Source organism: Brevundimonas sp. (assembly GCF_052436175.1).
GTDB lineage: Bacteria > Pseudomonadota > Alphaproteobacteria > Caulobacterales > Caulobacteraceae > Brevundimonas.
Map to the genome: position 1 here is coordinate 1 of NZ_JBQVNM010000042.1, position 24,320 is coordinate 24,320.

Here is a 24,320-nt window from a genome sequence, read left to right on the forward strand (position 1 = left end):
GGCCTGGGCTGTTTCCAGCGCCAGGCGTGCCCCGCCGATCGAACAGGCCGCGATATTTAGCCGGCCCCCGTCCAGACCGGCCATCGCGTATTTGAACCCGTCGCCCTCGACGCCCAGCAGGTTCGCGGCCGGGATGCGGCAGTCGTCGAACTGGACGATGGCGGTCGGCTGGGCGTTCCAGCCCATCTTCCTCTCCTGCGCGCCAAAGCTCAGGCCGGGCGCGTCCTTGTCGACGACGAAGGTGGAGACGCCTCTCGCCCCCTCCCCGCCGGTCCGCGCCATAACGACATAGACGTCGCTGGTCCCGGCGCCGGAGATGAAGGCCTTGGAGCCGTTCAGCACCCAATGGTCACCGTCCAGTCGCGCGGTGGTTCGCATGGACGCCGCGTCGGAGCCGGAGCCCGGCTCAGTCAGGCAGTAGGAGGCGATCTTCTCCATCGTCACCAGCGACGGCACATAGCGCGCACGCAGGTCGTCGGACCCGAAGCTGTCGATCATCCAGGTCGCCATATTGTGGATCGAGATGAAGGCCGCGACCGCCACGTCGCCGCGCGCCAGCTCCTCGAAGATCACCGCCGCCTCGACCCGGCCCAGGGCCATGCCGCCGTGTTCCTCGGCCGTGTAGATGCCGCAGAACCCCATCTCGGCTGCGGCCTTCATGGTCTCGACGGGGAAGATCTTTTCTTCGTCCCAGTGGGCCGAATGCGGGGCCAGTTCGGCGTCGGCGAAGGCTCGGGCCGCGTCCTGGATGGCGCGCTGGTCGTCGGTGAGGGCGAAGTCCAAATTTACTCTCCTACCTCAGCACCGTCATCCTCGAGCTTGACCCGAGGATCGGGCGTTGAGCGAGCCGTGCGTCAAGATCATCGCACGAGCAGACGGACAACCCGGCCCTCGGGTCAAGCCCGAGGGTGACGGAATGTGGTTGAAGATCAGGCCATCGTCGGAATGACGAAGGAGCTGTCCGCGTGTTCCAGCTCGCTGTCGGGCCAGCGGGCGGTGACCGTCTTGACCTTGGTCCAGAACTTCACGCCTTCCATGCCGTGCTGGTTGGTGTCGCCGAAGGCCGAGCGCTTCCAGCCGCCGAAGGTGTGGTAGGCGACGGGCACCGGGATCGGCACATTGATCCCGACCATGCCGACATTGACGCGGGCGGCGAAGTCGCGGGCCGCGCGGCCGTTCTGGGTGAAGATGGCGACGCCGTTGCCGTACTGGTGCTTCGACGGCAGGGCCAGGGCCTCCTCGAAGCTGTTGGCGCGGACGATCTGCAGCACCGGGCCGAAGATCTCTTCCTTGTAGGATTCCATGTCGGCCGTGACGTGGTCGAACAGGGACGGGCCGACGTAGAAGCCGTTCTCGTGGCCCTGCAGGCTGAACCCCCGGCCGTCGACGACCAGTTCGGCGCCGTCCTTGACGCCCTGATCGATCCAGCCCTCGACCCGCGCCTTGTGGGCAGCGGTGACCACCGGGCCATAGTGGGCGCCCGCGTCGGTGGAGACCCCGACGCGCAGGGACTGGATCTCGGCGACCATCCGCTCACGCAGTTCGTCGGCGGTCTTCTGACCCACCGGCACCACGACCGGCAGGGCCATGCAGCGCTCGCCCGCGCTCCCGAACGCCGCGCCCGACAGGTCCTTGACCACCTGGTCCATGTCGGCGTCGGGCAGGATGATGCCGTGGTTCTTGGCCCCACCCATGGCCTGGACGCGTTTCCCGTGCTGGGCGCCGACCTGATAGACATAGTTGGCGATGTCGGACGAACCGACGAAGCTGATCGCGTGAACCTGCGGATGGGTCAGGATGGCGTCCACCGCCGTCTTGTCGCCGTGGACGACGTTCAGCACCCCCTCAGGCGCCCCGGCCTCCAGCATCAGTTCGGCCAGACGGACCGGCAGGGAGGGGTCACGCTCGGACGGCTTGAGGATGAAGGTGTTGCCCACCGCGATGGCCACGCCGAACATCCACATCGGGATCATGCCGGGGAAGTTGAACGGGGTGATGCCGGCGACGACGCCCAGCGGTTGACGCATCGAATAGACGTCGATGCCGGGGCCGGCGCCCCAGGTGTATTCGCCCTTCACCGCATGGGGGATGCCGCAGGCGAACTCGATGACCTCCAGCCCGCGCTGGATGTCGCCCTTCGAGTCGGCGATAACCTTGCCGTGCTCGCTGGACAGCAGTTCGGCGAGCTCCTGCATATTGGCCTCGACCAGACGCTTGAACTCGAACATCACCCGCGCGCGGCGCTGAGGATTGGTCGAGGACCAGCCGTCGAAGGCGGCCTGGGCGTTCTGGACGGCGCGGTCCAGCTCGTCCGGTGTCGCCAGTTGCACCCGCGCCTGGACCTCGCCCGTCGAGGGGTTGAACACGTCCGAGAACCGGCCCGAGGCGCCGACGAAGCTCTGGCCGCCGATGAAGTGGTTGATGTCGCGCATGGGCGTCGCTCCCTGAAAGCGTTGAGGCGGCGGGTCGTTCTATCCTGCCCGCCGGGTTTGGCGGTGATCTAGCATCCCGCCTCACCCGATCCCTATGGCAATTTTCAGAAATTCCTTTTGCCCACGGCTGCCCCGGCGCAGAGGCCCGGCCCTGCCGTCAACCGGCCCGGTTCTTCACCAGATCGTCCACCACCGACGGATCGGCCAGGGTGGAGGTGTCGCCGAGCGAGCCCAGCTCGTTCTCGGCGATCTTGCGCAGGATGCGACGCATGATCTTGCCGGACCGGGTCTTGGGCAGGCCCGGCGCCCACTGGATGACGTCTGGCGCGGCGATCGGGCCGATCTCCTTGCGAACATGGGCGACGAGGACTTTGCGCAGGTCGTCGCTGGCCTCGACGCCCTTGTTCAGGGTGACATAGGCGTAGATGCCCTGGCCCTTGATGTCGTGGGGGAAACCGACCACGGCGGCCTCGGCCACGTCGTCGTGCAGGACCAGGGCGCTCTCGACCTCGGCCGTGCCCATCCGGTGACCCGAGACGTTGATGACGTCGTCCACCCGCCCGGTGATCCAGTAGTAGCCGTCGGCGTCACGGCGGCAGCCGTCGCCGGTGAAATACTTGCCCGGATAGGTCGAGAAATAGGTGTCGAAGAACCGGCCGTGGTCGCCCCAGACGGTCCGCATCTGGCCCGGCCAACTGTCGGTGATGCAGAGATTGCCTTCGGTCGCGCCCTCCAGCACCGCACCCTCAGCGTCCACGAGTTGAAGCTCGACACCCGGCAAGGGCTTGGTGGCCGAACCGGGCTTCAGGTCCGTCGCGCCCGGCAGTGGGGCGACCAGGGCGCCGCCGGTTTCCGTCTGCCACCAGGTGTCGATGATCGGCAGGCGGCCCTCACCCACCACCTCATGATACCAGCGCCAGGCCTCGGGATTGATCGGCTCGCCCACCGTGCCCAGCAGGCGCAGGGACTTGCGGCTGGACGCCTTCACCGGGCCGTCGCCCTCGCGCATCAGGGCGCGCAGGGCCGTGGGGGCGGTGTAGAAGATCTCGACCTGATGCTTGTCCACCACCTGCCAGAAGCGGCGGACGTCGGGATAGTTGGGCACCCCCTCGAACATCAGGCTGGTCCCGCCGTTGGCGAGGCAGCCGTAGACGACATAGGTGTGGCCTGTGACCCAGCCCACATCGGCCGTGCACCAGAAAACCTCGCCGGGGCGATAGTCGAACACCAGTTCATGCGTCCAGGACGCCCAGAACAGATAGCCGCCCGTGGTGTGCAGCACCCCCTTGGGCTTTCCGGTGGAGCCGGAGGTGTAGAGGATGAACAGCGGGTCTTCCGCGTTCATCGGCTCGCAGGGGCAGTCGTCGGCGACGGACGCTACCGCCTCCTCGAAACGGATGTCGCGGCCTTCGACGAAGCCGACCTCACCGCCGGTATGGGCGATCAGCAGCACCTTCTCGACCGAAACCTTGGTCAGGGCCTCATCAACATTGGCCTTGAGCGGGATGGACTTGCCGCCCCGTTTGCCTTCGTCCGCCGTGATGACGAAGCGGGAGCCGCAGTCCTCGATCCGGCCGGCGATGCTGTCGGGGGAGAAGCCGCCGAAGACGACGGAATGGATCGCGCCGATGCGGGCGCAGGCCAGCATGGCGACGGCCGCCGCCGGGATCATCGGAAGATAGATGGTGACCCGGTCGCCCTTCTTGACCCCCATGTCCTTGAGGACATTGGCCATGCGGCAGACCTGAAGATGCAGTTCGCGATAGGTCAGGCGGCCGGAGACCGATGGATCGTCGCCCTCGAAGAGGATCGCGGTCTGGTCGCCGCGTTCGGCCAGATGCCGATCCACGCAGTTCCAGGCGACGTTCAGCACGCCGTCCTCGAACCAGCGGATGTGGAAGTCGGACTTGTCGAACGACACATCCTTGATCTTCGTCGGCGCCGTGATCCAGTCCAGACGCCGTGCCTGCTCGGCCCAGAAGGCGTCCGGCGTCTCGCGCGCCGCGACGCGGGCGGCCTCATAGGCCGCACGGTTCATGATCGCCCGCTCGGCCCATTCGGCAGGAACGGGATAGAGATCCTGATCGCTCACGACGCTTTCCTCAGCTTGATCGTCTGAAAACCCCGTCCGGCGCGGATCAGGCGTTCAGATCGACGTCCTTGCCTTCCTTGACCAGCAGGAGGCCCAGCACAACCGTCCCCAGGGCGACGATGATCGGATACCAGAGGCCGGAGTAGATGTTGCCGGTCGCCGCCACTATGGCGAAGGCCGTCGTGGGCAGGAAGCCGCCGAACCAGCCGTTGCCGATATGATAGGGCAGCGACATGGAGGTGTAGCGGATATTGGTCGGGAACATCTCCACCAGGGCCGCGGCGATAGGCCCGTAGACCATGGTGACGTAGAAGCCGAGGATGAACAGGATCAGCACCACCATCGGCTTGTTCACCAGGGCGCTGTCGGCCTTGGCCGGATAGCCGGCGGCGGTCAGGGCGGCGCCCAGTTGCGTGTCCCACGCCTTGCGCGCGGCGGCGAAGTCGGCGGCCGGCAGGGTTTCGCCGCGGAAGCCCGGCACCACGACCGCATCGCCGATGCGAACCTCGGCCACGGTCCCGGCCGGAGCCGCTTCATTGGCGTAGGTCACCCCCGCCTTGGCCAGATAGGACTTGGCCAGGTCGCAGGAGTGGTTGAACACGGTCTTGCCGACGGGATCGAACTGCACATGGCAGTCGGCGGGATCGGCATAGACGGTCACGGGCGCCGAGGCGGCGGCGGCGGCCAGACGCGGGTTGGCGGCCTGGGTCAAAGCGTTGAACAGCGGGAAATAGGTCAGGGCCGCGATCAGGCAGCCGGCCAGGATGATCGGCTTGCGCCCCACCTTGTCCGACAGCCAGCCCCAGAAGATGAAGAAGGGCGAGGCGGCCAGAAGCGCGATGGTCAGCAGGACGTAGACCAGGGTCGCGTCCACCTTCATCACCCGCTCCAGGAAGAACAGGGCGTAGAACTGGCCGGTGTACCAGATCACGGCCTGCCCGGCGGTCAGGCCCAAGAGGGCGATCAGCACCAGCTTGAGGTTGGGCCATTTGCCGAAGCTGTCCTTGAGCGGAGTCTTGGATCCCTTGCCCTCGGCCTTCATGCGTTTAAACGACGGGCTCTCGGACAGTTTCAGACGGATCCACAGGGACACGCCCAGCAGCAGGATCGACACCAAGAATGGAATCCTCCAGCCCCAGGCCAGGAAGGCCTCCTCGCCCACGGCCAGACGAACGCCGAGGATGACGATCATGCTGAGGACGAGGCCCGCCGTCGCCGTGATCTGGATGAAGGAGGTGTAGAAGCCGCGTTTGCCCCTGGGCGCATGCTCGGCGACATAGGTGGCGGCGCCGCCGTATTCCCCGCCCAAGGCCAGACCCTGGATCAGGCGCATGAGCACCAGGATGATCGGCGCCGCGATGCCGATGGCCGCATAGGGCGGCAAGAGGCCGACCACGAACGTCGACAGGCCCATCAGCAGCATCGTCACGAGGAAGGTGTTCTTGCGCCCCCACAGGTCGCCCAGGCGCCCGAAGACCACGGCGCCGAAGGGTCGCACGGCGAAGCCGGCGGCGAAGGCCATCAGGGCGAAGATATAGCCTGTGGTCTCGTTCACGCCCGAAAAGAACTGGACCGTGATGATCGCGGCGAGCGAGCCGTACAGATAGAAGTCATACCACTCGATCACCGTGCCGACCGACGAGGCCAGGATGACAAGCTTGTCGTTCTGATCGACGGTATGATCCGTCGGCGGCGGGACGCCGATGGCGCTGTCTGTCATTTGACCCTCCCTCTTCGGCCTTTGCGACCTGACGCCAGAATCGGCGGTTTTGGGAAGTGCCATCGCAATCAATTTTGGTCAGGTCAATTTTAATTTTGGTCAGGGCGATTTCAGGCAAGCCGCGCTTGCGAGATGTAAGCGGAGGTTCTTGCTGACCTCAATCTCGATATGTAGACTGTCATCCACATAATGAGATTTGCGTCCCAGCATACTCAGAGGAACCGCGCCGTGAAATCCAACCGCCTCCCCGCCCTGTTTCTGGCCTCGGCGCTCGTCGCCGTCGCCCCGTCCCGAACGACCGCCGGTGTCATCCGCCTCAACACGCCCGCTGTCGGCCTGACGGCCGACCGCATCGGCGCCCTGCCGGACGCCGAACGGGGCGCCTGGGCCGACTATCTGGCCCGCTCTCAGGCTCAGATGAAGGCGGATCGCGACGCCCTGGCTGCCGAGCTTCCGGCCGGCGCGACGCCCCCTCCCCCGCCCCAGGCCGTCGGCGGCAACGAGCACAACCTGCCGCTGGACCGCCCGGCGGAATGGTACGCTACGGCCGAGGCGCGCGCCGTCGCCGATGCGACCGTCAGCTTCCAGACCCCGGCCGGCGGATGGAGCAAGAACCAGGATCGCCGCATCGCCCGCCTGCCCGGCCAGCGTTTCTCCAACGACGCCGAGACCATGGAGCAGAACCCGGCGAACTTCGACGCCCCGGCCGACCGGTTCTGGACCTTCGTCGGCACGCTGGACAATGACGCCACCTGGTCGGAAATGCGCTTCCTGGCCAAGGTCGCTGCCCATGCGCCCGGCCCCGAGGGCGACGCCTGGCGCGCCAGCGTCATCAAGGGCGTCCACTATCTGCTGAACGCCCAGTATCCGAACGGCGGCTGGCCGCAAATCTGGCCGCTGGAGGGCGGCTTCCACGACTCCATCACCTTCAACGACAACGCCGTGGCCAACGCCGCCATGGTGTTGCGCGACGTCGCCCATGGCACGGAAGGTTTCGACTTCGTGCCTGCCGACCTGGAAGTCCGGGCCGCCGAGGCGACAAGGAAGGCCATCGACGTCATCCTGGCGGCCCAGGTCCGCTACGGCGGGCGGGTCATGGGCTGGCCGCAGCAGGTCGAGCCCATGCGCCTGACCCCGACCAGCGCCCGCAACTACGAGCCCCGCTCCGTCGCCAGCGGCGAGACCACCGACATCCTGATGTTCCTGATGGGCGAGACCGACCCCTCGCCGCAGGTCCAGGCCGCGATCCGGTCCGGGGCCGCCTGGCTGGAAGCGACCCGCGTCTATGACAAGTCGTTCGAGATGACCGACGACGGCCGCAAGCTGATCGACAAGCCGGGCGCCGGCCCGATCTGGTCGCGCAACTACGACATCGTCACGGGCCAGCCGATCTTCGGCGACAAGGACCAGACCATCCACGACGACGTCAACGGCATCTCGGTCGGTCGCCGCAACGGCTACTCCTGGTGGATCGGCTCGCCGCAGAAGGCGCTGGACGCCTATGCGACCTGGTCGGCGGCCCACCCGGCCGACTGACCGCCCGTCGAGGATTGACGCTTGCATAATCAGACTTAAGGTGGCGCCCATAGGGAGCCATCAGATGCAAAACGAACAGGCCATTCACGACTTTTCCGACCGCTTCTCGGCGGTGCTGGAGCGCGGCGACGCGGATGCGGCGCGGACCTTCTATGCGCCGGACGCCAAGATCTGGCACAATTTCGACGACTACGAGCAGTCGGTGGACGAGAACCTCAAGACCCTCGCCTGGATGCACCGCAAGCTGCCGGTCCGGAAATACAACATCATCCGCCGCGAGGTGCTCCACGACGGCTGGGTGCAGCAGCATGTGGTCGAGGCCACCCTGCCGGACGGCCGGCCTTTCCGCATGACCGCCTGCTGCGTTGTGCGGATGAAGGACGGCGTCATCACCCGGCTGGACGAATATCTCGATCCGGCCCAGGCGGCGGTCCTGAAGGACATCAAGGCCTAGAGGCCCCGCCATGGCCCGCAGCTTCACCCTGCCGCCGGCGACCAATCCGATGTCGATCGGGCGGTTGATCGAGGTTCATGCCGGGCGCGATCCGGACTATCCCGCCCTGACCTGTGGCGAGGTCACCCTGACACGGGGCGAACTGGCGGCGCGCATCAACCGCCGCGCCCGCGCCCTGATCCGCGCCGGGGTGGAGCAGGACGATTTCGTCGCCATCGCCCTGCCCAACGGCACGGCCTTCATGGAGATCGCCTTCGCCTGCTGGGCCATCGGGGCGACGCCCGCGCCGGTGTCGCATCGTCTGCCGACACTAGAGCTGAAGGCCATCCTGGAGCTCATGAAGCCCCGTCTGGTCGTCGGCGGCGCGGCGGCGGCCGATGCGGGCGCGACTGTGGTGAGCGAGGCCGATCTCTATGACCTAGAGCTGTCGGCCGATCCCCTGCCGGAGAAGGTCGCGAAGTACGTCAAGGCCATCCCCAGCGGCGGCAGCACCGGCCGGCCCAAGGTCATTGTCGATCATGCGCCCGGCCTGCTGGACCCCGACGCCCCGAGCCTGGCCATGCAGTATGGCGACGCGGTCGTCATTCCCGGGCCTCTGTATCACGCCGCCCCGTTCGGCTTCGGCTATCTGGCGCTCGCGGCCGGGTGCCATCTGGTGCTCACGCCGAAGTTCGACGCCGAGGACACCCTGAGGCTGATCGAGCGGCATCGCGGCGCCTGGCTCTATGTCGTGCCGACGATGATGCATCGGATCTGGGCCCTGGGCGAAGAGGTGCGCGGGAAGTACGACCTGTCGTCGCTGGAGATCGTCTGCCACATCGCCGCCGCCTGCCCGGTCTGGCTGAAGGAGAAATGGATCGAGTGGCTGGGCCCGGACCGGATCTGGGAGGGCTATTCCGGTACGGAATCCATCGCCGCGACCCTGATCGGCGGACGCGAATGGCTGGAGCACAAGGGGACGGTGGGTCGGCTGCCGCCCACGACGCAGATCAAGTTCATCGGCGAGGACGGCCAGCCCGTTGCGCCCGGCGAGATCGGAGAGATCTACTTCCTGCCCCCCGGCGGCAAGGGCTCGACCTATCACTATCTGGGCGCCGAACCGCGGGCGAACGGCGAGTGGGAATCCTATGGCGATCTCGGCTGGATGGACGCGGACGGCTATCTCTATCTGGCGGACCGTCGCACGGACCTGATCATCTCGGGCGGGGCCAACATCTATCCCGCCGAGATCGAGGCGGCCATCGACGCCTGCCCCGGGGTGCTGTGCAGCGTGGTCGTCGGCCTGCCGGACGAGGACCTGGGGCAGAAGGTTCACGCCATCGTCGAGGTCGCCGATGCGACGGCGCCGGACGTGGCGACGTTGCAGGTCTTCGTCGCCGAGCGGCTGGCCCGCTACAAGCTACCGCGCACCTGGGAGATCACCACCGAGCGGCTGCGCGACGACGCCGGCAAGGCGCGCCGAACCGCCCTGCGCGACGCCCGAATCCCGGCCTGAACAACGGAAGGCCCGCGACGCCGAAACGTCGCGGGCCTCGCAACTTCCGCCGCCGCCCTCACTTCCCGGCGTTGGGATCCTGCATCTGGAAATAGTCGCGCCACCCGGTGATCTTGCCGTCCGCGCCGAACTCGATGATGCCCATATAGGGGTGCTGGACCAGGACGCCGTCGGCGTTGACGTATTCCTCGCGGCCCTCGGCCAGAAGCCGGCCGTCCCGCTCGGCCCAGTGCTGCAGCACCCAGGTTCCGGACGAGTTGTTGGTCCAGTATTTGGTGAAGAACTTCTCGACCCAGTCGATGCCCTTCAGGGGGCGAGTGCCCACGTGGTAATGGTATTCGATGTTCGGGTCGAAGTAGGACAGGACCGTCGGCATGTCGCGCGCCTCGATCGCCTTCTGCAGGCGGCCGATGACCTCGATCTTGGGCTCGGCCCCACTCATGCCGCCGCCCCTTCGGCCTGCGGCTTCTGGGGCGCCTGGACGACCGAGCCGTCATAGTAGTCGCGCATCTTGGCGACCTTGCCGTCGCGGAACTCGATGGCCTGCATGAAGGGGTTGCGGATCAGGGTGTCGCGGCTCTTGTCGTAGATCATCTCGATGCCCTCGCAGAACATCAGGTCGCCCTTCTCGATCCAGTTGACCACGGTCCAGTCCTGCTGGTCGAAGGCGGCCTCGTAGTTGCGGATGAACTTGCGCAGCTTTTCCTTGCTGGTGATCGGCTTGGCGTGGACCGACCAGTAGTACTCCATCTCGTCGTGCCAGAGGTCGACGAAGGCGTCGTGATCCTTGGCCTTGGAGGCCTTCATGAAGGCCTGAAGCACTTCGAAATTCGCGCTCATGGTCGCCTGCTCCCTGTCGTTGTTTTCAAAACGCTAGCAGTTTGGTTTGCTTTTGCAAGTCACCTCGCCGGGCATCGCCACAACAAACAGTCGTGATTTGCAAGTCTGACGCAGCCGCCGCTGCTAGTGGGTCGACAGACGTTCGCGCTTCACCCGAATGCCTGCGACCTCCCGATCCCAAGTGCCGGGCGTGACCCCCTCCTTGCGCAGCTCGACCTTCTGGATCTTGTTGGTCGGGGTCTTGGGCAACTCGGCCTCGATCCGGATGAAGCGCGGGACCATGAAGTGGGCCATGCGGGGGATCAGGAACTCCAGCAGCTCCCGCGCGTCGATGCTCGCTCCCGCCTTGGGCGCGACACAGACCATGACCTCCTGTTCGCCGCCCGGCAGATCGACGCCGTAGGCGGCCACCTCCCGCACGGCCGGGTGGGCGTTGACCTCGATCTCGATCTCGACCGAGGAGATGTTCTCGCCGCGCCGGCGGATCGCGTCCTTCTTGCGATCGACGAAATAGAACCGCCCCTCCTCGTCCCGCTTCAGCAGGTCGCCGGTATGAAACCAGCCGTTGCGCCAGGCCTCGGACGTGGCCTCGGGATCGCCGAGGTAGCCCTTGAACAGCTCCCAGGGCCGGGAGGTGCGGATGATCAGTTCGCCGATCTCGCCGTGCGGGACCTCGCGGTCGAAGGCGTCGACGATGCGGCACTCCACCCCCGTGCGCGGGCGGCCACAGCTGGACATCGTCTGCTCGTTGACCTCGGTGATCAGGGGCGTGGACACCTCGGTCATGTTGAAGCCGGACATGTAGTCGAAGCCGAACCGGCGGGCGACCTGCATCGTCTCCTCCGAGATCGGCGAAAGGGTGCAGATGCGTAAGGGGTTGTCGCCGTCGCTGTCGCGCGGCGGCTCTTTGGCCAGGAAGGTCGTCAGGGCGCCGATCAGGCCGCTGCAGGTCGTAGAGCCGGTCTCGCGCACCAGATCCCAGAAGCGGCGGGTGTCGAAGGCCTCGAACAGGGCGACCGAGCCGCCGACAGCCAGGGCCGCCGTGATGGCCGTGATGCCGCCGACGTGGAACATCGGCAGGTTGACCAGAATGCGGTCGCTCTGACCCATGTAGCCGTAGGTGCAGCGGGCCGTGGTCCACTCCTGCACATAGGAGGTCACCACGGCCTTGGAGGGGCCGGTAGTGCCCGAGGTGAAGATGATCACCGGCGTGTCCCAAGGCTGGACCTCGGCGGGCGCAACGGCGGCGGCGTCGCCGATCAGGGCCTCGTGCGTCTCCACCTCGACAGGGACATTGATCGGCGCGTTCGTCGGGCCGGTCAGGATCAGCCGCTCCACCGACCCAAGGGACAGGCCTTCCAGCCTCAGGGCCAGTTCGGGGTGGACGATGAAGAGCCGTGCGCCCGTCTTCGCCAGAGCGTGTTCGAACAGTCGTCCGCGGAAGCTGGTGTTGATCGGGGCCAGGGCCGCGCCCGCATAGTTGGCGCCGAACCAGCTGCGGACCAGGGCGGCGGAGTTGGGGGCCCAGGCCGCCACCACGTCGCCCGGCTTCACGCCCCGCGCCTGAAGCGCCGCCGCCGTCTCCAGCGACTTGCGCCGCGTCTCAGCCCAGGTCCAGGACTCTCCGGTCTCGAAGCGGATGAAGATGTCGTCCGGCGTCTCGGCCGCGAACCGGTCGATCAGGCGCGGCCCGACGCAGTCCTCGGGCGTCGGGGTTTTCGGCTCGAACCAGGGCGGGTGAAAAGCGGTCATCTGCGAGCCTCCTGGAAAAGCAGCCGACAGCCGGAATCGGTCCGGCGGAAAGACAGTCCTGAATCAAAAGCGGCGGGGATCAGGCCGCAATTTCGCGGATCAATGGGCCCAGCCCCTGACGCCCGCAAGCCCCTCAGGTCAGCCGGTTCGACGGGTTTGGAGATGTGAGCGGAGCCATGGTGCGGCGCACAACATTCACAAGACATTGAGGAAACTCAATAAAAGTCTGTTAGCGAAAGTCTCATCGCCTGCGGTAACGCGACGGCTTGCAAATCGAGATTTATTACCGGATTGTGCGACTTGCGACACCGGACCAAGGGAACGTGGATTCCTCCGCTGGCGCCGCTCGACGGGCCTCGACGCCGCGCCGGGATTATTGCCGGACGCCGACATCGGCGCGAGGCGAACAACAACGGGCAAAGCCCGGGGAGGGAAAATCGAATGCGCAAGTTCACCTTGGCTTGTCTGGCGACCACGGCCCTGACGACACTGGTCGCCATGCCGCAGATGGCGATGGCCCAGACGGCCCAGCCCGCAACGCCGGACACCGGGGTCGCCACCGTCGAGGACATCATCGTCACGGCCGACCGCCGCGCCCGCAGTCTGCAAGAAGTCCCCAGCGCCATCACGGCCGTGAACAGCGAGACGATCGAGCGCCAGCGGATCGTCGATCTGAACAGCCTGGCCACCAGCGTTCCGTCGTTCAGCATGACCGAAGGCTCGTCGCTCGGTAAGGAACTGAACATCCGCGGCATCACCAGCGTGCGCATCCTCGACGCCACGGCCGAGCCGTCGGTCGGTGTGTTCGTGGACGAAGTCTATATCTCGCGCATGGGCGCGGCCTTCTCCGACTTCTATGACCTGGAGCGGATCGAGGTCATCCGCGGCCCGCAAGGCGTTCTGCTCGGCAAGAACGTGGTCGGCGGCGCCATCAGCGTCATCACCAACAAGCCGAAGTTTGAGCCATCCGGCCGGATGACGGCGGGGCTGGGCAACTACAACGGCTTCAACGCCGACGGCTATGTGACCGGCCCGCTGACCGACAGCCTGGCCGGCCGCTTCGCCTTCCAGGTTCGCAATCGCGACGGCTACGCCCGCAACGTGCTGCTCAACACCGACCTCGAAGATCTGACCGCCCATCAGGCGCGTGCAGAACTGCTGTATCAACCCGAGGGCAGCCCGCTTCGCGCCCTGTTCACCATCGACTACGGCTCGTCGAAGTCGGCGGGTTCGGCCCGGACGGTGACGGACGATCCCTTCGCCGCCGGCATCGGCGCCGTGACGGCCTATCGCACCGCTCGCGGCATCGGCCCGCGCGAGACCCTCAGCCCGCAGCGCGACTACGCCGACCGCAAGACCATGGGCGCCAGCCTGCGGATCGACTACGACTTCGACTGGGGCGCACGCCTGAGCGCCATCACCGGCTATCGCAACTCCGAGGGCCGGAACGGCTACAACCAGCTCGGCGCCGGTTCGCCCCCGGCTCTGGTCGATAGCTTCTATTCGGCGACGGATGAACCAGAGACGATCAGCCAGGAATTCCGCCTGGTCTCCCAGAACCCGGACAGCCGCTTCGACTGGATCCTGGGCGCCTTCTTCCAGAAGGACAACGTCGACCGCACCGACTCCAACGTCGCGACCTCATACGCGCCTGTCCCCGCGCTCAGCGGCATCTACCTCTACACGACCTCGGCCGAGCTCGAGACGTCGGCCGTCTTTGGTCAGGTCGGCTTCAACTTCACCGACAAGCTGAAGGGCACGATCGGCGCCCGCTACACCAAGGACAAGAAGAACGGCACCCGGACCGCGGCCTGTCTCAATGACGGCGGCGACGGCCTGTGTATCGCGGCCCTCGTGCTGGCCGCAGGTCAGAGCTGGACGGTCAACTACGGCAAGGAGTGGGACGCCTTCACGCCGCAGGGGATCCTGGAATACCGGCCGAACGAGAACATCATGCTCTACGCCAGCGCCGGCAAGGGCTTCAAGGGCGGGGGCTGGGACCACATTCCCTCGACCGAAGCCGGGGCGCGGATCGGCTATGACCCCGAAGAGGTCATCAACTACGAGATCGGGGCCAAGACCGACCTCTTCGACAACAGGGTCCGCCTGAACGTCGCCGCTTTCCAGATGGACTACACCGATCTGCAGTCCCAGCAGCTGATCCTGGCCTGCCTCTGCACCGTCACCAGCAACGCGGGCGCGGCGAAGATCAAGGGCTTCGAGGCCGAGATGACCTGGGCCGTCAACGACAATCTGCTGTTGAACGCCTCCGGCTCGCTGATCGACGCCAAGTACGAGGACTTCGTCACCAGCGCCGGCGCCGTCTTCACCGGCAATCGCGTCCAGCGTTCGCCCAAGGACAAGTTCAACGTCGGCTTCACCTATGAGTTCGGTGAAGGCGCCTGGGACAAGGCCTTCAGCCTCAAGGGCAACTACACGCGCACGGGCGAAGCCTTCTGGTCGCCGGACAACACGATCAAGCAGGATCCCTTCGGCCTGCTCGACGCCTCCCTGCGGATCCAGCCGCCCAACGCCGCCTGGAACGTGACCGTCTGGGGCAAGAACCTGACGGATGAGCTCTACGCCGTAGGGGCTCAGGCGACCTTCGGCGACCTTCTGAAATATTACGGCCCGCCCAAGACGTTCGGCTTCGACGTCAGCTATTCGTTCTAGACTCCCCTACCCTCCTTGACCGCCTCGCCCGCGAGTTCCCGAAAGGGGCCTCGCGGGCTTTTTCTTTTCTCGTCGAATCGGACGAGGGCTCTCAGGGTCCGTACTCGATCGCGAGGCCGCCGGATTTCGTCGGAAAGCGATGACAACTTGACGTTCTCATCCCCCGTCATCCTCGCCCTTGTGGCGAGGATCCAGACTCCCGGTGGCGCGATGAGTCCGCCCATATAGGGGCCGGAGAGGGGTTCTGGGCCTGGACCTTGCGCGATGCGCTGTGCGCTGATGCCCAGGCGAAGGCGAGCGTCAGCCAGCGACAGTGATGGTCGCGAAGCGCGACCCAGAGCGCGAACCGCAAGTCGGCGCATCCCCATACAAAAAGGCCCCAGGCAAGCCTGGGGTCCCTCTGCAGTCCGGGGTGAAAAATCAGGCGTCGCCGGCCTCGAACTCCGACGCCTCGATGAAACTCTTGCGCGCCGCGAACAGGCACAGCCATCCCATCGGCACGACGATGGCCGAGACGATGGCCACGGCCACGCCGATCTTGCTGGAGTCCTTCAGCCAGTAGTCGCTGATCAGGGCGACGCCGGTCGGCCCGACGGTGAAGGCGATGATGTTCCCCATGAGCAGGAACAGGGCCATGACCCGCGCGCGCAAGCGGTTCGGCGCGATGGCCTGAAGGCTGGGCGGGGGCAGTCCCTGCGTCAGGCCGATGGTGAAGGACATGGCCGCGATCAGGACCATGGCCCAGGTTCCTGTCGGGGCGAAGGGCGCGGCAAGGGTGAAGGGCAGGGCCAGGAGGGTGCCGATCATGGCGACCCTGAGGATGCCGTCCTTGGCGCCCTTGGCGACCATCTTGTCCGCCCACCAGCCGCCCAGGATGATGCCGCTGGTGCTGAAGACCAGCAGGATCGCGCCGTAGGTCGCGCCGATCTGGCTCATCTCCCAACCGAAGCGGCGCACCATGAAGGCCGGGGTCCAGGTCAGATAGGCCGCAACGGAAACCCCGATCAGGGAGTAGCCCATCGACAGCAGGAGGAAGGGAACCCAGCGGCGGCGCAGGAAGGCCACGAAGGAGGGGCGGACTTCACCCTCGACCAGCGCCCGTTCCTGGCGCTTCGGCTCGCGCAGGGCCATCATGGCCAGCATGAGGATGGGCCCGGGCACGCTGACCATCAGGAAGGCCAGTTGCCAGCTCTTCAGCTCGCCCAGAAGGGGCAGGCTGACCGGCGGGGCGGTGATCGCCCACTGGATGACGGCGCCGCCGATGATGAGGGCCAGGCCGACGCCGCAAATCGCGCCGATGGTGTAGACGCCCAGGGGCCGCGCCCGTTTCGCCGGCGGGAAGTTGTCGGCGATCATCGAATAGGCGGCGGGCGACAGGCCCGCCTCCCCTACCCCCACGCCGATCCGCGCGATGAACAGGCTCATGAAGCTGCCGGCCATCCCGCAGGCGGCGGTCATCAGGGTCCAGAACCCGATGCTGAACATGATCAGCCGTCGCCGTGAACTGCGGTCGGCCAGCCAGGCGAAGGGGATGCCCATGACCGTGTAGAACAGGGTGAAGGCCAGACCGCTGAGCAGGCTGAACTGGGTGTCGGTGATGCTCAGATCCCGCTTCACCGGCTCGACCAGCAGCGACAGGATCTGCCTATCCACGAAGGCCAGGGCGTAGGCCGCCATCAGGACAAAGACCGTCGCCCAGGCCCGGGCGGGAGACGGCCAGTCGGCGGCGGTCGGAAGCGGACGCAACTCGGGCGCTCTGACGGTCTGATCCATGGCGTTTCCCAACTGTGTTTTCTTGTTGGGGGAATGATTTTTCCGTTTCGTCCATTAATGCAAGTGATTTCGCAGGGCGGGCGCATCGGACGCGGGACAGGTCGAAATTCAAGAAAGTCCGTTTACGAAAGCAATGCGGCGCCATAGCTTTCAAATCAGGACTGTTTGGCGAGGGTCGGATGAAGCGACTGGTGATGATCCTGATGGCCGCTGCGGCCCTTCCCGCCCTCGCCGCCGCCCAGACGTCGGCGCCGACGACCTGGCCGGACGCCGCGGCGACCGACCCGGCCGTAATGGGCTGGATGGTCGGATCGCCGCCACCGCGCGACCGCCAGATTCGCTTCGAGGACATGGGCTTCATGACCTTCCCGCAGACGCGGTGGAGCTTTTCCCACTGGCGCGAACTGTTGCCGAGCGCCGAAATCTCGCGCGGCGACGGGGCGGTCAGCGTCCTGCCCGTCGCCCTGCGGGACGATCTGGACGCCGTGACCTTCACCCCGATCGGCGGCGGCGCGCCGATGAGCTGGGCACAGTCCCTGGCCGCCAACTACACCGACGGGATCATCGTCATGCACCGGGGGACCATCGTCTATGAGCGCTATTTCGGCGCCCTGACGCCGCGCGGTCAGCACATCGCCCATTCGGTGACCAAGTCCTTCGTCGGCACGGCGGCGGCCATGCTGATCGCCGAAGGCAAGCTGGATCGCGACGCTCTGGTATCCCGCTACATCCCGGAACTGGCCGACAGCGCCTTCGGCGACGCGACCGTGGGCCAGGTGCTCGATATGACCACGGCCCTGGCCTACACCGAGGTCTATACGGATCCGAACTCGGACGCCTTCGCCTTCGTGCGCGCGGGCGGAATGATGCCCCGCCCGCCCGGCTACGACGGGCCCAAAACCACCTACGACTATCTGAAAACCCTCAAGAAATCCGGCGAGCACGGGAGGGAATTCCACTACAAGTCGGTCAACACCGAGGTCGCAGGCTGGCTGGTCTCGCGCGTCACGGGCAAGCCGCTCTACCAGGTGCTGAGCGAATGGTTCTGGCAGCCGATGGGGATGGAGCGCGACGCCTATATCCAGGTCGACCAGAGCGGCGCGGCCTATGCGGCGGGCGGGTTGAACCTGCAACTGCGCGATCTCGGCCGGTTCTGCGAGATGATGCGCGACAACGGGCGCTTCAATGGTCGCCAGATCGTGCCGGAGGCCGTGGTCGCCGACATCGCGAAAGGCGGAAGCCCCGAGGCCTTCACCCATGGCGGCTACGCCACCCTGCCCGGCTGGAGCTATCGCAATCAGTGGTGGGTCTCTCACAACGCCGATGGGGCCTTCATGGCGCGCGGGGTGTTCGGGCAGGCCTGCTACGTCGATCCGAAAGCCGAGATGGTCATCGTCCGCTTCGCCTCCAGCCCCCTGGCCAGCAACGCCCTGCTCGATCCCCTGTCTTTGCCCGCCTACCAGGCCATCGCCGACCATCTGATGGCGAGCCCGCCCGAAGCCTGAAAACACCCGCGCAGAGGCCGAACGGCCCGCCGAACACGTGGAAACACCATGCCCGAAGCCTATAACATCGACGCCTGCCGCACCCCGCGCGGCATCGGCCGGGTCGGCAAGGGGGCGCTGGCCGACATGCACCCCCATCATGTCGCGGCCACCGTCCTGAAGGCCATCGCCGAGCGCAACGACCTCGACACCGCCGACGTCGGCGACGTCGTCTGGGGCACGTCGAGCCAGGTCGGCAAACAGGGCGGCGACCTGGCCCGGATGGCGGCGCTGGACGCCGGTTATGACGTGAAAGCCAGCGCCGTGACCCTGGACCGGTTCTGCGGGTCCGGGATCACCGCCTTCAACTTCGCCGCCGGCCAGATCATGTCCGGCATGGAAGACCTGGCCGTCGCGGGCGGGCTGGAGATGATGTCCTATGCGGCGGCCAGCGCGCCACCGATGCCCGACGCCGGCAACCTCCGACTGCGCGAGAAACACCCTCAGGCCATGCCCGGGGTCTGCGCCGACGCCATCGCGACGCTTGAAGGGATCGACCGGGCGGCGCTGGACGCCTTCTCGGTCGAGAGCCAGCGCCGGGCCGACCACGCCATCCGCAACGGTCATTTCGACCGGGCGCTCGTGCCCGTCTATCGCGAGGACGGGTCTCTGGCTCTGGAGCGCGAGGAATACCCGCGACCCCAGACGACGCTGGAGGGACTGGCCGGGCTGAAGCCCTCGTTCGAGGCCCTGGCCGACATGCCGTGCGAGCCGGGCGGGCCCACGTTTGGCGATCTGGTCCGGCGGAAGTATCCGGACCTGAAGATCAAACACGTCCACCATGCGGGCAGTTCATCCGGCGTGGTGGACGGCGCCGGCGCCCTGCTGCTCGCCTCGCCCGACTATGTGGCGCGCAAGGGACTGAAGCCCCGAGCCCGGGTCGTCGCCATGGCCAACGCCGGCGACTGTCCGACCCTGATGCTGAACGCCCCGGTGGCGGGCGCCCGCAAGGTGCTGGACCGCGCCGGACTGACGGTCGACGACATTGACCTGTTCGAGATCAACGAGGCCTTCGCCGTGGTGGCGGAGAAGTTCATCCGGGACCTGAGGCTGGATCGCGACAAGGTCAATGTGAACGGCGGCGCCATCGCCCTGGGCCACCCCATCGGCGGGACCGGCGCCATCCTGATCGGGATGATGGTCGACGAGCTGGAGCGTCGCGATCTGAAGCGCGGACTGGTCACCATGTGCGCGGCCGGGGGCATGGCGCCCGCCGTCATCATCGAGCGGGTGTGAGCATGGACATGAGGATCGAAGACGTCCGCGAGGACGATCTGGCCGCCTTCCGCGCCGAGGTGCGCGACTGGCTGGCCGCCCACTTCCCCCCCGCGCTCAAGGACCGGGGCGTCCCGGCCGACGACGACACTCTCGACGCCGACCAGCTGGCCTGGCGCGCTGCGTTCGGGCCAACCGGATGGGGCGTGCCGACCTGGCCCTCGGCCTATGGCGGAGCCGATCTTGGCCGGACCCATGCGCGGGCGATCAAGGCCGAGCTGGCGCGGGCCGGCGCCTACAACCCCATCGGCGGGATGGGGGTGATGATGGTGGGGCCAACCCTGCTGGAGTTCGGCACGGAGTTGCAGAAACTGCGCCACGTGCCCGCGATCGCGCGCGGCGAGGTCCGCTGGTGCCAGGGCTTCTCGGAGCCCGGTGCGGGGTCCGACCTGGCGTCCTTGCAGACCCGGGCCGAGGATCGCGGCGACCACTTCCTGATCAACGGCCAGAAGATCTGGACCAGCTATGCGGACTATGCCGACTGGTGCTTCTGCCTGGTGCGGACTGACACGTCGAGGAAACAGGGCGGCATCTCCTTCGTGCTGTTCGACATGCGCCAGCCGGGCGTGGAGGTGCGACCCATCGCCCTGATCTCGGGCGACTCCCCGTTCTGCGAGACCTTCCTGACCGACGTCCGGGCCGAAAAGGAGGATCTGGTCGGGTCGCTGAACGGGGGCTGGGGCATCGCCAAGCGGCTGTTGCAGCACGAGCGGTCGGCCATCTCCGACAGCGGCGACGCCATGGCCGGCGGCGTCTCCCTGATCGAGATCGCGCGTGAGGCCGTCGGACTCGATGACAACGGCCGACTGACCGATCCGGACCTGCGCGCCCGGATCATCCGCAACGAGATGGAACAGAGGCTGGTCGATCTGACCATCGCGCGCGTCACCGCCGAGGCCCGGGCCGGCCAAGGCGCCGGGACCGCCACCTCCATTCTGAAGAACGCCGGGGTGCGCGCCTATCAGGCCCGGGCCGAACTGATCCTGGAGGCCAAGGGGCTTCAGGGACTGGGCTGGGATGGCGAGGGCTTCTCGGAGCAGGAGCTGTCCACCGTCCGCGAATGGCTGCACGGCAAGGCCTGGTCGATCTTCGGCGGCAGCGACGAGGTCCAGAACAACATCATCGCAAAACAGATCCTGGGACTGCCGTCATGAGAGCCCTGATGAGCCACGCGGCCGGCGGTCCCGACACTTTGGTCCTGGAGAACAAGCCCGCCTTGGTGGCCGGGCCGGGTCAGGTGGTGGTCTCCGTGCGCGCCTGTGGCGTGAATTTCCCCGACACCCTGATCATTCAGGACCTCTATCAGATCAAACCCGAACGCCCCTTCTCGCCGGGCAGCGAGATCGCGGGCGTGGTCACCGCCATCGGTGACGGCATCGAGGGCCTCAACGTCGGCCAGCGCGTCCTGGCCGTGCCTGGCTGGGGCGGCATGGTCGAGGAAATCCTGCTTGACGCCGCCTCCGTCATCCCGATCCCCGACGCCATGCCGTTCGACGAGGCGGCGGCCTTTCTGGCGACCTACGGCACCTCATACTACGCGCTGAAGCGGCGCGGACGGCTGGCCAAGGGCGAGACCCTGCTGGTGCTGGGCGCGGCAGGGGGCGTCGGTCTGGCGGCGGTGGAACTGGGCGTGGCCATGGGCGCCCGGGTCATCGCGGCGGCTTCCAGCCAGGACAAGGTCGACCTGGCCATCGCGCACGGCGCGGCGGGCGGCGTGGTCTATCCGACCGGGCCGTTCGACAAGGACGGGCAGAAGGCTCTGGCCGGCCTGTTCAAGGACGCGGTCGGAAAAGGCGGCGCGGACGTTTGCTACGACGGGGTCGGCGGCGACTACACCGAGGCGGCCCTGCGCTGCATGGGCTGGGAGGGGCGGTTTCTGATCGTCGGCTTCCCGGCCGGGATCGCGAAGATCCCCGCCAACCTGACGCTGGTGAAGGGCTGCGACGTGGTCGGGGTCTTCTACGGCGCGGCCGTGGCCCGCGACCCCGCCGCTTATCGGCGCGAGGTCGCCGAACTGTTCGATCTCTACGAGGCCGGGGCCATCAGGCCCCATATCACCGCCCGCTATCCGCTGGAGCGCGCGGCCGAGGCTCTGACCCTGCTCGCCCACCGCAAGGCCATGGGCAAGGTCGTCGTGACCATGAATGAGGAGACGGCCTGATGGCGGTGCTGGACGAGATGCAGTCGATGGTGCTGGACACCGCCCGCGACTGGACCCGCGAGCGGATGCCGGTCTCGGCCTTCCGCGCCCTGCGCGACGCCGGCGAGCCGCGCGGTTTCGATGCGGCGAGCTGGAGCGAGATGGGCGACCTCGGCTGGGGCGGCGTCGCGATCCCGGAGGCCCATGGCGGCTCGGGCCTGGGCTATCTGACCCTCGGCCTGATCGTGGAGCAGACCGGACGCCATCTCGGGGCCTCTCCCCTCGCCGCCTCGGCGGTCGCGGCCGACGCCCTGGTCTTGGCGGGGTCGGAGGCCATCCGCGACGCCTGGCTGCCCCGTCTTCTGTCGGGCGAGGCCGTCGGAGCCCTCGCCGTCGACGAAGGCGCGCGTCATGACCCTGAAGTCATCGCAACGACGGCGGAGCGCACGGCGGACGGCTGGCGGTTGAACGGGACGAAGCGGTTCGTGGCCGAGGGCATGGGCGCGGACCTGCTGATCGTCGCTGCCCGGACCGACGGCGGCGTCGCCCTGTTCGCTGTGGACGCAGCGGCCGAGGGCGTGTCGCGCACGGCCCGACGCCTGACCGACGCGCGCGGCCATGCCGACATCGAACTGTCGAACGTGGCGGTGGGGCCCGAGGCCCGGCTGAGCCACCCGGACGGCGACGCGGGCCTGATCGAGGCCTTGCTGGACCGCGCCCGGGCCTTGACGGCGGCCGAGTTGCTCGGACTGTCGGTCGGGGCCTTCGAGATGACGCTCGAGTATCTGAAGACCCGGGTTCAGTTCGACCGGATCATCGGCAGTTTTCAGGCCCTGCAGCATCGGGCGGCGGATCTCCACACCCGGATCGAACTGACCCGGTCGGCGGTCGAGGCGGCGCTGGAGTCTATCGATAGGGCCGCCCCGGACCGCGCCTTGCTGGTCTCCCTCGCCAAGGCCACGGCCTCGGACACGGCCAACCTCGCCACGCGCGAAATGATCCAGATGCACGGCGGCATCGGCATGACCGACGCCCACGACGCCGGCTTCTACATCAAGCGCTCCCGGGTGCTGGAAGCCGCCTGGGGCTCCGCCGCCTGGCACCGCGAGCGGTTCGGGCGATTGATCGGCGTCTAGCACTGCAAAAGAAAACGCCGCCTGTCCGGGGACAGGCGGCGCAGTTTGGGACGGCGCGTCGGGGAGGACGGGACGCGCCGTCGATTCAGAACCCGGTCAGAACTTGTAGCTGACCCCGACCGCATAGGTCCGGCCGTAGTGCTGGTAGTCGATGGTCTGGCGCTCATCGCCGTTCTGGAAGGTCTTGAACGGCTCGTCGGTCAGATTGTTGACTTGGGCCACGACGGACAGCCCCTTGATCGGACCGGACTGGAACTCGTAGCCGATCTGGGCGTCGACCACGGTTTCCGCCGCAACCGAGCGCAGGGTGCGGCCGTTGCCGAAGCCGGCGACCTCGCCCAGGTAATCCGAACGGTAGCGGCCCGAGACGCGCGCCTGGAAGCCATAGCGCTCATAGTAGAGGCTGCCGTTGACGACGGTTTCCGACAGGCCCGGCAGGGTGGTCGGGGCCTGGGTCGGGTCGGGCTGGACCTCGCTGTCGGTCTGGGAGGCGCTGAACTGGACGCCGAAGCCCTCCAGAGCCGGATGGAAGATTTCGAACGGCGCCGAGAAGGAGAACTCCACGCCCCGGATCCAGCCGCCGTCGCCGTTGTCGGGCGCGTTGAGCAGGCCCTGACGCAGCAGGGGCTCCGGATTGGTCGGGGAGATCACGCCGATCGGATAGCCGGTGAAGTCGAACAGCTGGTTGCGGCTGTAAACATAGCTTTCCAGGTGCTTGTAGAAGCCGGCCAGCGAGACATAGCCGCGACGGTTGGCGAAATACTTCTCGATCGAGATGTCGGCCACATCGGCGATGAAGGGCCGCAGCTCCGGGTTGCCGCCGCCGCCGCCCCAGGGCGAGCGGTTGATGTCGGTCGAGAGGGCGAAGGCGGAGTTGTAGTTGTAGTTCCGCGAGGCCCGCATGTCGTCCATGCGCGGGCGGGCCAGGGTGCGGGCCGCCGCGAACCGGGCGAACAGGTCGTCCCCGACCTCCAGGATGAAGTTGGAGCTGGGCAGGATCTCGACGTATTCGGCGCCGCCCGTGACGGCGACCGTTTCCGCCACGCCCGGTCCGGTCTGACGGGCCGAGAAGCCGTTCGAGCTCTGGTCCGTATAGACATACTGCATGCCGACGTTGCCGGTCAGCGGACGCCCGAACAGGGTGTGGTCGATGTCCGCCTTGATGTAGGCGGTGGTGACCTTTTCCGTCACCTGCCAGTTGCCGGAAAGGACGTCGGCGTTGGGGTTGCGGATCAGATTCAGGGCGCCGCTGTTGACCAGGGCCAGGGCGTCATAGCTGATGACCTGGGAGATGCCGAGGTAGCCGAGATCGGTCGGCTCCAGCAGGAACTGCGTCGGCACGGCCAGGTCGCCGCCGCCCTTCACGCCCAGATAGAACTGGTCGTTGACGAAGTCCTTCTGACGCTCCGTGTAGTTGAAGCCGTAGGTGATGGCCTTGAACGGGCTCTGGTGCAGAGC

At 66.9% G+C, this 24,320-nt stretch carries 17 protein-coding genes and 1 pseudogene; 9 read left to right on the top strand and 9 right to left on the bottom strand.

Annotation, left to right across the window (positions count from 1 at the left end; all coding sequences use genetic code 11):
* From ACT6QK_RS10230 to ACT6QK_RS10245, 4 genes are all read right to left on the bottom strand, one after another.
* On the bottom strand, positions 1–783 hold a 783-nt coding region (locus ACT6QK_RS10230; RefSeq protein WP_444597730.1), incomplete at its 3' end, for an acyl-CoA dehydrogenase family protein.
* Positions 784–929: 146 nt separating this feature from the next.
* On the bottom strand, positions 930–2,432 hold the full coding sequence (locus ACT6QK_RS10235) for a CoA-acylating methylmalonate-semialdehyde dehydrogenase (protein WP_444597731.1): 1,503 nt from the start codon (positions 2,430–2,432) through the stop codon (positions 930–932).
* A gap of 157 nt (positions 2,433–2,589) precedes the next feature.
* Complete coding sequence (gene acs, locus ACT6QK_RS10240; protein WP_444591901.1) at positions 2,590–4,524, bottom strand: acetate--CoA ligase; 1,935 nt, start codon at positions 4,522–4,524, stop codon at positions 2,590–2,592.
* A 46-nt stretch (positions 4,525–4,570) separates the two neighbouring features.
* Complete coding sequence (locus ACT6QK_RS10245) at positions 4,571–6,244, bottom strand: MFS transporter (RefSeq protein ID WP_444591900.1); 1,674 nt, start codon at positions 6,242–6,244, stop codon at positions 4,571–4,573.
* Positions 6,245–6,472: 228 nt separating this feature from the next.
* Here ACT6QK_RS10245 and pelA point away from each other — a divergent pair, with 228 nt between their 5' ends.
* The 3 genes from pelA (at position 6,473) to ACT6QK_RS10260 (ending at position 9,729) form a co-directional block, all read left to right on the top strand.
* Complete coding sequence (gene pelA, locus ACT6QK_RS10250) at positions 6,473–7,780, top strand: pectate lyase (protein WP_444597732.1); 1,308 nt, start codon at positions 6,473–6,475, stop codon at positions 7,778–7,780.
* Between the two features lie 64 nt (positions 7,781–7,844).
* Complete coding sequence (locus ACT6QK_RS10255; protein WP_444597733.1) at positions 7,845–8,234, top strand: nuclear transport factor 2 family protein; 390 nt, start codon at positions 7,845–7,847, stop codon at positions 8,232–8,234.
* 10 nt (positions 8,235–8,244) lie between these two features.
* Positions 8,245–9,729: an AMP-binding protein gene (locus tag ACT6QK_RS10260; RefSeq protein ID WP_444597734.1), complete on the top strand. Its 1,485-nt coding sequence runs from the start codon at positions 8,245–8,247 to the stop codon at positions 9,727–9,729.
* Positions 9,730–9,787: 58 nt separating this feature from the next.
* On the opposite strand, the gene ACT6QK_RS10265 is transcribed toward ACT6QK_RS10260, so the two are convergent.
* From ACT6QK_RS10265 to ACT6QK_RS10275, 3 genes are all read right to left on the bottom strand, one after another.
* On the bottom strand, positions 9,788–10,171 hold the full coding sequence (locus tag ACT6QK_RS10265; protein ID WP_444597735.1) for a nuclear transport factor 2 family protein: 384 nt from the start codon (positions 10,169–10,171) through the stop codon (positions 9,788–9,790).
* On the bottom strand, positions 10,168–10,569 hold the full coding sequence (locus ACT6QK_RS10270; RefSeq protein WP_444597736.1) for a nuclear transport factor 2 family protein: 402 nt from the start codon (positions 10,567–10,569) through the stop codon (positions 10,168–10,170). The genes ACT6QK_RS10265 and ACT6QK_RS10270 overlap by 4 nt, the downstream gene beginning before the upstream one ends.
* Before the next feature lie 123 nt (positions 10,570–10,692).
* Complete coding sequence (locus ACT6QK_RS10275) at positions 10,693–12,321, bottom strand: AMP-binding protein (RefSeq protein WP_444597737.1); 1,629 nt, start codon at positions 12,319–12,321, stop codon at positions 10,693–10,695.
* A 441-nt stretch (positions 12,322–12,762) separates the two neighbouring features.
* Here ACT6QK_RS10275 and ACT6QK_RS10280 point away from each other — a divergent pair, with 441 nt between their 5' ends.
* On the top strand, positions 12,763–14,994 hold the full coding sequence (locus ACT6QK_RS10280; RefSeq protein ID WP_444597738.1) for a TonB-dependent receptor: 2,232 nt from the start codon (positions 12,763–12,765) through the stop codon (positions 14,992–14,994).
* Positions 14,995–15,414: 420 nt separating this feature from the next.
* Here ACT6QK_RS10280 and ACT6QK_RS10285 read toward each other — a convergent pair whose 3' ends face one another.
* Entirely contained in the window at positions 15,415–16,767 is a 1,353-nt protein-coding gene (locus ACT6QK_RS10285; RefSeq protein WP_444597739.1) for a spinster family MFS transporter, read from the bottom strand.
* 179 nt (positions 16,768–16,946) lie between these two features.
* Here ACT6QK_RS10285 and ACT6QK_RS10290 point away from each other — a divergent pair, with 179 nt between their 5' ends.
* The 5 genes from ACT6QK_RS10290 to ACT6QK_RS10310 are packed head-to-tail and all read left to right on the top strand — an operon-like array spanning position 16,947 to position 22,862.
* Entirely contained in the window at positions 16,947–18,272 is a 1,326-nt protein-coding gene (locus ACT6QK_RS10290; RefSeq protein ID WP_444597740.1) for a serine hydrolase domain-containing protein, read from the top strand.
* A 48-nt stretch (positions 18,273–18,320) separates the two neighbouring features.
* On the top strand, positions 18,321–19,547 hold the full coding sequence (locus tag ACT6QK_RS10295; RefSeq protein ID WP_444597741.1) for an acetyl-CoA C-acetyltransferase: 1,227 nt from the start codon (positions 18,321–18,323) through the stop codon (positions 19,545–19,547).
* An 8-nt stretch (positions 19,548–19,555) separates the two neighbouring features.
* Complete coding sequence (locus ACT6QK_RS10300; protein ID WP_444597742.1) at positions 19,556–20,740, top strand: acyl-CoA dehydrogenase family protein; 1,185 nt, start codon at positions 19,556–19,558, stop codon at positions 20,738–20,740.
* A complete protein-coding gene (locus ACT6QK_RS10305) occupies positions 20,737–21,747 on the top strand; it encodes an NADPH:quinone oxidoreductase family protein (RefSeq protein ID WP_444597743.1) in 1,011 nt (336 codons plus the stop codon). The genes ACT6QK_RS10300 and ACT6QK_RS10305 overlap by 4 nt, the downstream gene beginning before the upstream one ends.
* Positions 21,747–22,862 (top strand): acyl-CoA dehydrogenase family protein, encoded by a 1,116-nt coding sequence (locus tag ACT6QK_RS10310; RefSeq protein ID WP_444597744.1) that lies wholly within the window; start codon positions 21,747–21,749, stop codon positions 22,860–22,862. Before ACT6QK_RS10305 ends, ACT6QK_RS10310 begins: the two co-directional genes overlap by 1 nt.
* A gap of 96 nt (positions 22,863–22,958) precedes the next feature.
* Here the strand turns inward: ACT6QK_RS10310 and ACT6QK_RS10315 are convergent.
* Positions 22,959–24,320: pseudogene (locus ACT6QK_RS10315) on the bottom strand (TonB-dependent receptor); the annotation flags it as partial.